The sequence below is a fragment of the Aromatoleum toluolicum genome, from assembly GCF_012911005.2.
GTDB lineage: Bacteria > Pseudomonadota > Gammaproteobacteria > Burkholderiales > Rhodocyclaceae > Aromatoleum > Aromatoleum toluolicum.
On the sequence record NZ_WTVS01000066.1, the window covers coordinates 21972 to 28155 of the forward strand.

7 protein-coding genes are annotated in these 6184 nt (G+C 68.2%); 3 read left to right on the top strand and 4 right to left on the bottom strand.

From position 1 onward, the window contains the following. Positions 1 to 2: 2 nt before the first annotated feature. Genes GPA27_RS22770 through ychF form a run of 3 tightly spaced genes read left to right on the top strand, consistent with a single transcriptional unit; the run spans position 3 to position 2362 of the window. On the top strand, positions 3 to 605 hold the full coding sequence (locus GPA27_RS22770) for a 50S ribosomal protein L25/general stress protein Ctc (RefSeq protein ID WP_169142715.1): 603 nt from the start codon (positions 3 to 5) through the stop codon (positions 603 to 605). 48 nt (positions 606 to 653) lie between these two features. Next, positions 654 to 1274: an aminoacyl-tRNA hydrolase gene (gene pth, locus GPA27_RS22775; protein ID WP_169142716.1), complete on the top strand. Its 621-nt coding sequence runs from the start codon at positions 654 to 656 to the stop codon at positions 1272 to 1274. After that, positions 1271 to 2362: a redox-regulated ATPase YchF gene (gene ychF / locus GPA27_RS22780; protein ID WP_169142717.1), complete on the top strand. Its 1092-nt coding sequence runs from the start codon at positions 1271 to 1273 to the stop codon at positions 2360 to 2362. The genes pth and ychF overlap by 4 nt, the downstream gene beginning before the upstream one ends. A 60-nt stretch (positions 2363 to 2422) precedes the next feature. Here the strand turns inward: ychF and GPA27_RS22785 are convergent, their stop codons facing one another. From GPA27_RS22785 to GPA27_RS22800, 4 genes are all read right to left on the bottom strand, one after another. Then, the gene (locus tag GPA27_RS22785) at positions 2423 to 3067 is read right to left on the bottom strand and encodes an RluA family pseudouridine synthase (RefSeq protein ID WP_169142718.1); all 645 of its coding nucleotides are present in this window, start codon (positions 3065 to 3067) and stop codon (positions 2423 to 2425) included. A gap of 70 nt (positions 3068 to 3137) precedes the next feature. Beyond that, on the bottom strand, positions 3138 to 3563 hold the full coding sequence (locus tag GPA27_RS22790; protein WP_169142719.1) for a GtrA family protein: 426 nt from the start codon (positions 3561 to 3563) through the stop codon (positions 3138 to 3140). After that, positions 3560 to 5206, bottom strand: a complete 1647-nt coding sequence (locus GPA27_RS22795) for a glycosyltransferase family 39 protein (RefSeq protein WP_256223085.1) — start codon at positions 5204 to 5206, stop codon at positions 3560 to 3562. Before GPA27_RS22795 ends, GPA27_RS22790 begins: the two co-directional genes overlap by 4 nt. Next, positions 5203 to 6174, bottom strand: a complete 972-nt coding sequence (locus GPA27_RS22800) for a glycosyltransferase family 2 protein (RefSeq protein ID WP_256223086.1) — start codon at positions 6172 to 6174, stop codon at positions 5203 to 5205. The genes GPA27_RS22795 and GPA27_RS22800 overlap by 4 nt, the downstream gene beginning before the upstream one ends. Positions 6175 to 6184: the final 10 nt, after the last annotated feature.

The window sequence follows — 6184 nt, forward strand, 5'->3', positions numbered from 1 at the left end:
CCATGCAAATCGAATTCAAGGCCACCAAGCGCGTGGAACAGGGCACGGGTGCGAGCCGCCGCCTGCGTCGCGCCGGCCAGATCCCGGGCATCATCTACGGTTCGGGCGAAGCCCAGAACGTCGCCCTGGACCACAACGAGCTGTACCACCTGCTGCGCAAGGAAGCCTTCCACGCTTCGATCCTGTCGGCGAACGTCGACGGCACCAAGCAGGCGGTCCTGCTGCGTGACACCCAATGGCACCCGTTCCGCCAGCAAATCCTGCACCTGGACTTCCAGCGCGTCGATGCGAGCCAGAAGATCCACCTGAAGGTGCCGCTGCACTTCGTCAACGCCGACACCAATCCGGCGGTCAAGCTCGGCGGCTGCATGATCTCGCACACCATCAACGAACTCGACGTCGAGTGCCTGCCGGGCAACCTGCCGGAGTTCATCGAAGTCGACCTGAAGGATCTCGAGTCCGGCCAGTCGATCCACGTTTCGCAGCTCAAGCTGCCGGAAGGCGTCGAACTCGTTGCACACGGCGAAGGCGACCCGGTCGTGGCCACCGCCCTGACGGTCAAGGGCGCCGCCACTGACGAGGCTACCGAAGGCGCAGCCGCCTGAGGCTGACGCCTCGGGACGCAGCGCCGGGATGACGCAGGAACCGACACGATGAGCGCCGCAGCACCGCGTCTCATCGTCGGCCTCGGCAACCCCGGCGCCGAATACACCGAGACCCGGCACAATGCCGGGTTTTGGTTTTGTGAGCGGCTCGCCGACCAGCTCGGCGTGCGCTTCAATCACGAATCCCGTTTCCACGGTCTGGTCGCCAATGCGCGCGACGCCGGTGTCTGGCTGCTGATGCCGCAGACCTTCATGAACCGCTCGGGTCAGGCCATCGGCGCGCTCGCGCGCTTCTACCGCATCCCCCCCGCCGAGATCCTCGTCGTGCATGACGAACTCGACGTCCCCCCCGGCCAGCTGCGCCTGAAATTCGGCGGCGGCCTGGGTGGCCACAACGGCCTCAAGGACACCTCGGCGCACCTCGGCACGAACGACTACTGGCGCCTGCGCATCGGCATCGGCCATCCGGGCGACCGCAACGAGGTCGTGAACTTCGTGCTGAAAACCGCGCGCCGCGAGGAACAGACCCTGATCGACGAAGCCATGGAGCGCGCCCTCGCGACCTGGCCGATGATCGCCCGCGGCGAGTGGAACGCCGCCAGCACCCGAATCAACGCCCGCCCGGCCACGCCGAAGCCGGCAATACCCAAGGAAGAACCCCGCCCATGAGCCTCAAATGCGGCATCGTCGGCCTGCCCAACGTCGGCAAGTCGACCCTGTTCAACGCCCTCACGAAAGCCGGTATCGAAGCGGCCAACTACCCTTTCTGCACCATCGAGCCGAACGTCGGCATCGTCGAGGTGCCGGATCCGCGCCTTGCCGCGCTGTCGGAGATCGTCAAGCCGCAGAAGATCCAGCCCGCGATCGTCGAGTTCGTCGATATCGCCGGCCTCGTTGCCGGCGCATCGAAGGGTGAAGGCCTGGGCAACCAGTTCCTCGCCAACATCCGCGAGACCGACGCGATCGTGCATGTCGTGCGCTGCTTTGCCGACGACAACGTCGTGCACGTCTCCGGCAGCGTCGATCCGATCCGCGACATCGAGATCATCGACACCGAACTCGCACTCGCCGACATGGCCACCGTCGAAAAGGCCGTGAACCGCTACAAGCGTCCCGCCGCCGCCGGCGACAAGGACGCCAAGGTCCTCGTCGCGGTGCTCGAGAAGTGCCTCGCCCAGCTCAACGAGGCGAAGCCGGTGCGCGCCCTGGATCTCGGCAAGGAAGAGTGGGCGAGCATCAAGCCCTTCTGCCTGATCACCGCGAAGCCCGTGCTGTACGCCGCCAACGTCGCCGAGGACGGTTTCGAGAACAACCCGCATCTGGACGCCGTGCGCGCCCACGCGGCCGCCGAAGGCGCGCAGGTCGTCGCGCTGTGCGCCGCGATCGAAGCCGAGATCGCCGACCTCGACGACGCCGACAAGAAGGACTTCCTCGAATCGATGGGCCTCGAGGAACCCGGCCTGGATCGCTTGATCCGCGCCGGCTACACGCTGCTCGGCCTGCAGACCTACTTCACCGCGGGAGTCAAGGAAGTGCGCGCGTGGACGATCCACGTAGGCGATACGGCCCCGCAGGCCGCAGGCGTGATCCACACCGACTTCGAACGCGGCTTCATTCGCGCACAGACCATCGCCTACGACGACTTCATCGCCTACAAGGGCGAAGCCGGGGCGAAGGAAGCCGGCAAGATGCGCGCCGAAGGCAAGGAATATGTCGTCAAGGACGGCGACGTGCTGAATTTCCTGTTCAACGTCTGAGCCGCCGCGACGCATCGCCCGAAAAGCCCGGTCCGCCGGGCTTTTTCATTCAGGGCGCGCTCAGAACGGCACCGGGCTGACGAACTTCATCCGCTGCTTGGTCTGCGGATGGTCGAAGGCGAGCATCGCCGCATGCAGGTGCAGCCGCGGGTGGCGCTCGGCGCTTTCGGGCGGGGCGTAGAGGGTGTCGCCGAGGATCGCGTGGCCGATCGTCATCATATGCACGCGCAACTGGTGCGAGCGCCCGGTGACAGGCTCGAGTTCGACGCGCGAAACCGCGTCCGCCCCCATGCCGCTACGCTCGACGACGCGGTAGTTCGTGAGCGCACGCCGGCCGTTCACGGGATCCACCATCTGGCGCGGACGGTTCGGCCAATCGACGATCAGCGGCAGGTCGACCTCGCCGTCCTGCGACAGCACATGGCCATGCACGAGCGCGAAGTAGCGCTTGTCCACCTCGCGCTTCTCGAAGGCCATGCTGAGTCGGCGGTGCATCTCGGCACCGCGCGCGAGGACGATCAGGCCCGAGGTGTCGAAGTCCAGCCGGTGGACGATGCGCGCGTCCGGGTAGCGCGCCTGGATGCGGGCGATCAGGCAGTCCTGCTTGTGTTCGCCGCGTCCCGGCACGGACAGCAGGCCGGCGGGCTTTTCGGCGACGATGATGTAGTCGTCGACATGGACGATCCGGGGTTCGAGATGCGGCACGGTAATCGAGGCTTGGAAAACGGCGGATAAGCGCGGCGCGCGCGAAACGGTGTGCGAGGGAGCGCCTATTCTACCGCCCGCCGCGGTTGCCGGCCGGGCGCTTGCGGAAGGTCCACAGCGCATTGCCGACGTAGTGCCAGCCGAGCAGGATCGCGGTCGTGACGATCTGGGCGATCAGGTAATGCACGCCGACGAGATCGACGAATAGATACATCAGCAGCGCGTTCCAGCACAGCCCCATGCCCGCGATCGCGAGGAAGCGCGGCAGTGCCTCCGCGTGCGCGCGGTCGGAGCGGAACACCAGGGTGCGGTTCATCGTGTAGTTCACCAGCGCCCCGAGCAGGAAGCCCGCAACCGAGCCGGCGATCGGATCGACACCGGCGCCCTCGACCAGCGCGAGCAGCAGCGCATAGTGGGCCGCGGTGCCAACCGCGCCGACGACGGCAAAGCGCAGGAAGCGGCCAAGGTGGCCGCGCAGGCGGTCGGTGTCGCTCATTGCGGCGGGCGCGGCTCGCGATCGGCGCCGACGAGCATGCGGCGGTCGCGCACCACGGCAAGGACGACGCCTTCGCGCGCAACCTCGCCGATGACCTTGCCTTTCACCGCCGTGTCGCAGTCCATGTGCGTCGGCGACAGGAAGAAGTCCGCCGCGCGCCAGTCACGCATGACCTCCAGCCCCGGCGCGAGCCAGGCCGTGCCCTGCACCGACTCGGCGCACACGGCGACGGTCCAGGTCCGCGGCGCCACGCCCTCTGCAGCGACGTAGGCGTTGAGGAGGCCGGCGGCCTCGCGCAGCGCATCGCCCCAGTAGTCCTGTTCCCAGCGCCCTTCGGTACCGCGCAGACCGCCGGTGAAACCGTTGTACGCGACGTACTCGTAAGGGTGCAGGCGCACAAGGGTGACGAGGTGGGTCGCGGCCAGCAGCCCGCAGCCTGCGATCGCGGCGAGCCGCGCCCTGGGCCAGCGCGACGCGCGCGCCGCGGTCGTGACGAGGCCAGTGGCGGCGAGCACCGCCAGCGGCGGCAGCAGGAAGGTAAAGTGCCGGATGCCGTTGTAGAGCGGCGGCGCGGCGAGCAGCGTGTAGGCGAGCGGAAAGGCCGCGGCGAGCGTCACGGGGAGCCAGCGCAGGGCCTGCGTACGTCCGCGCGCCGACGCGAACAGGCCGGGCAGCTCGCGCAATGCGCTCAGCGCGGCGAGCGCGACGCCGAGCAGGAACAGTTCCGGCAGGCGCACGAGCAGATAGCTCGCGAGGTAACGGCCGGGCACGTCGCCGTTCTTCATCACCGCCCCGTCGAGGATCGTGTACAGCTCGAAGGAGAAGCGCGAGAAGGTCGTCATCGCCGTCACGAGGTTGCCGCCCGACTGGACCGCCCACGGCCAGAAGAGGCCCAGCAGCGCGAACGCGATTGCCGCCGCGGGCAGCAGCGCAAGGACCGCGCGGCGCAGCACGACAAGGCGTCCGCGCAGATCCTCACCGTTCAGCCAGGCCGCGGCGAGCACGGCGACGCCGAGGTAGAACACCGCGAACACGGCACCGACGCGCAGGCCGAAGGCGCAGCCGATCGCGATGCCGAGCCCGACGAGATCGCCCGCTTTCACCACCGGCATGCGCGCCGCGAAGCGCGTCGTGAAATACAGCGACCACACCATCGTCGTCGCGAAGGGCACGTCCTTGGTGTGCGTGAACATCGCGCCGGACCATGCCCCCGTGAGGGCAAGCAGCACCAGCGCGACCAGCCCCGCGGCCTCGCCCATCAGCAGGCGCGCGAGCAGCCAGGTTCCGGCCAGGCCGAGCAGGCCGAAGCCGGCCGACAGCAGGTGGCGCAGGTCCCACACGTTCATCGGCACGACGCGTTCGAGCGCCGCGGCGATCAGGTCGAAGAGGCCGCCGTAGAGATATAGATTCTTGTATGCGAAGGCGCTGCGGTCGGCGAAGCCCGAGGCGTAGAAGTCGAGCAGCAGGCGGCCATAGACGTGCTGCACCTCCTCGTCGTTGCTGATGCCGTGCTGGTCGAACGAGAACAGCACGTAGGCACCGAGGACGGCGAAGACGAGTAGCGCGAGGCGGAAGGCGAGCTGCGGCGACAGCAGGCCTGCGGGCGCGAGCGGCGCGCCCGGAACGACCGCGGGAGTGCTCACTTCGTGGCCTCGTCGAAGCCGATGCGTTCGGAGACCAGATACAGCGGACGCTGCTTGACCTCGGTGAAGATGCGTCCGACGTATTCGCCGAGAACACCCAGGCTGATCAGCTGGATGCCGGACAGGAACAGCACCGAGACGATGATCGACGCGTAGCCGGGAAGGTCGATGCCGAAGATCGCCGTGCGCACGACCAGCCAGCCGCCGTACAGCACCGACAGGCCGGAAATGCAGACGCCGATCATCGACCACACACGCAGCGGCAGCGTGCTGAAGGCCGACAGGCCGTCGATCGCATAGCGCAGCAGGCGCAACAGCGACCACGCGGAAGCGCCGGCGGCGCGCTCGGCAGGCTCGAAGTCGATCGTTTCCTGACGGAAGCCCACCCAGCTCGTGATGCCCTTCATGAAACGGGTGCGCTCGGGCAGGCTGTTGATCGCATCGACGACCGCACGGTCGAAGAGGCGGAAGTCGCCTCCCCCCTCCTCCAGCGCGACTTCCGACACGCGCCGGAAGAGGCCATAGAAACCGCGCGAGAGCTGGCGCCGCAGCCACGGGTCGGTGTCGCGCGAGCGGCGCACCGCGGTGACCATCTTGGCGCCGTTCTGCCAGCGCGCGATCATCGCGGGAATGAGCTCGGGCGGATGCTGCAGGTCGCCGTCCATCAGCACGACGATGTCACCACGCGCCGCACGCAGGCCGGCGGCCATCGCGGCCTCCTTGCCGAAGTTGCGCGCGAAGCGGATCGCCCGGATCGCCGGATCGATGGCCGCCAGCGCGGCGACCTCGTCGAAGGTCGTGTCGCGACTGCCGTCGTCGACGAAGACGAACTCGTGGCCGGCTAGCGGCAGGTCCGCGATCGCCGCCTTCAGGCGCTCGTGCAGGGCCCCGAGCGAACCGCTTTCGTTGTACAGCGGGATCACGACCGACAGCAGCGGCGCGGAGACGGGGGATGGGGCGACGCGCACGGTGGCGCGG

What these genes read in the sequence shown, in the direction of transcription:
- GPA27_RS22770 (WP_169142715.1), top strand. Translation starts at nt 3, where the DNA reads ATGCAAATCGAATTCAAGGCCACCAAGCGCGTGGAACAGGGCACGGGT.
- pth (WP_169142716.1), top strand. Translation starts at nt 654, where the DNA reads ATGAGCGCCGCAGCACCGCGTCTCATCGTCGGCCTCGGCAACCCCGGC.
- ychF (WP_169142717.1), top strand. Translation starts at nt 1,271, where the DNA reads ATGAGCCTCAAATGCGGCATCGTCGGCCTGCCCAACGTCGGCAAGTCG.
- GPA27_RS22790 (WP_169142719.1), bottom strand. Translation starts at nt 3,563, where the DNA reads ATGAGCGACACCGACCGCCTGCGCGGCCACCTTGGCCGCTTCCTGCGC.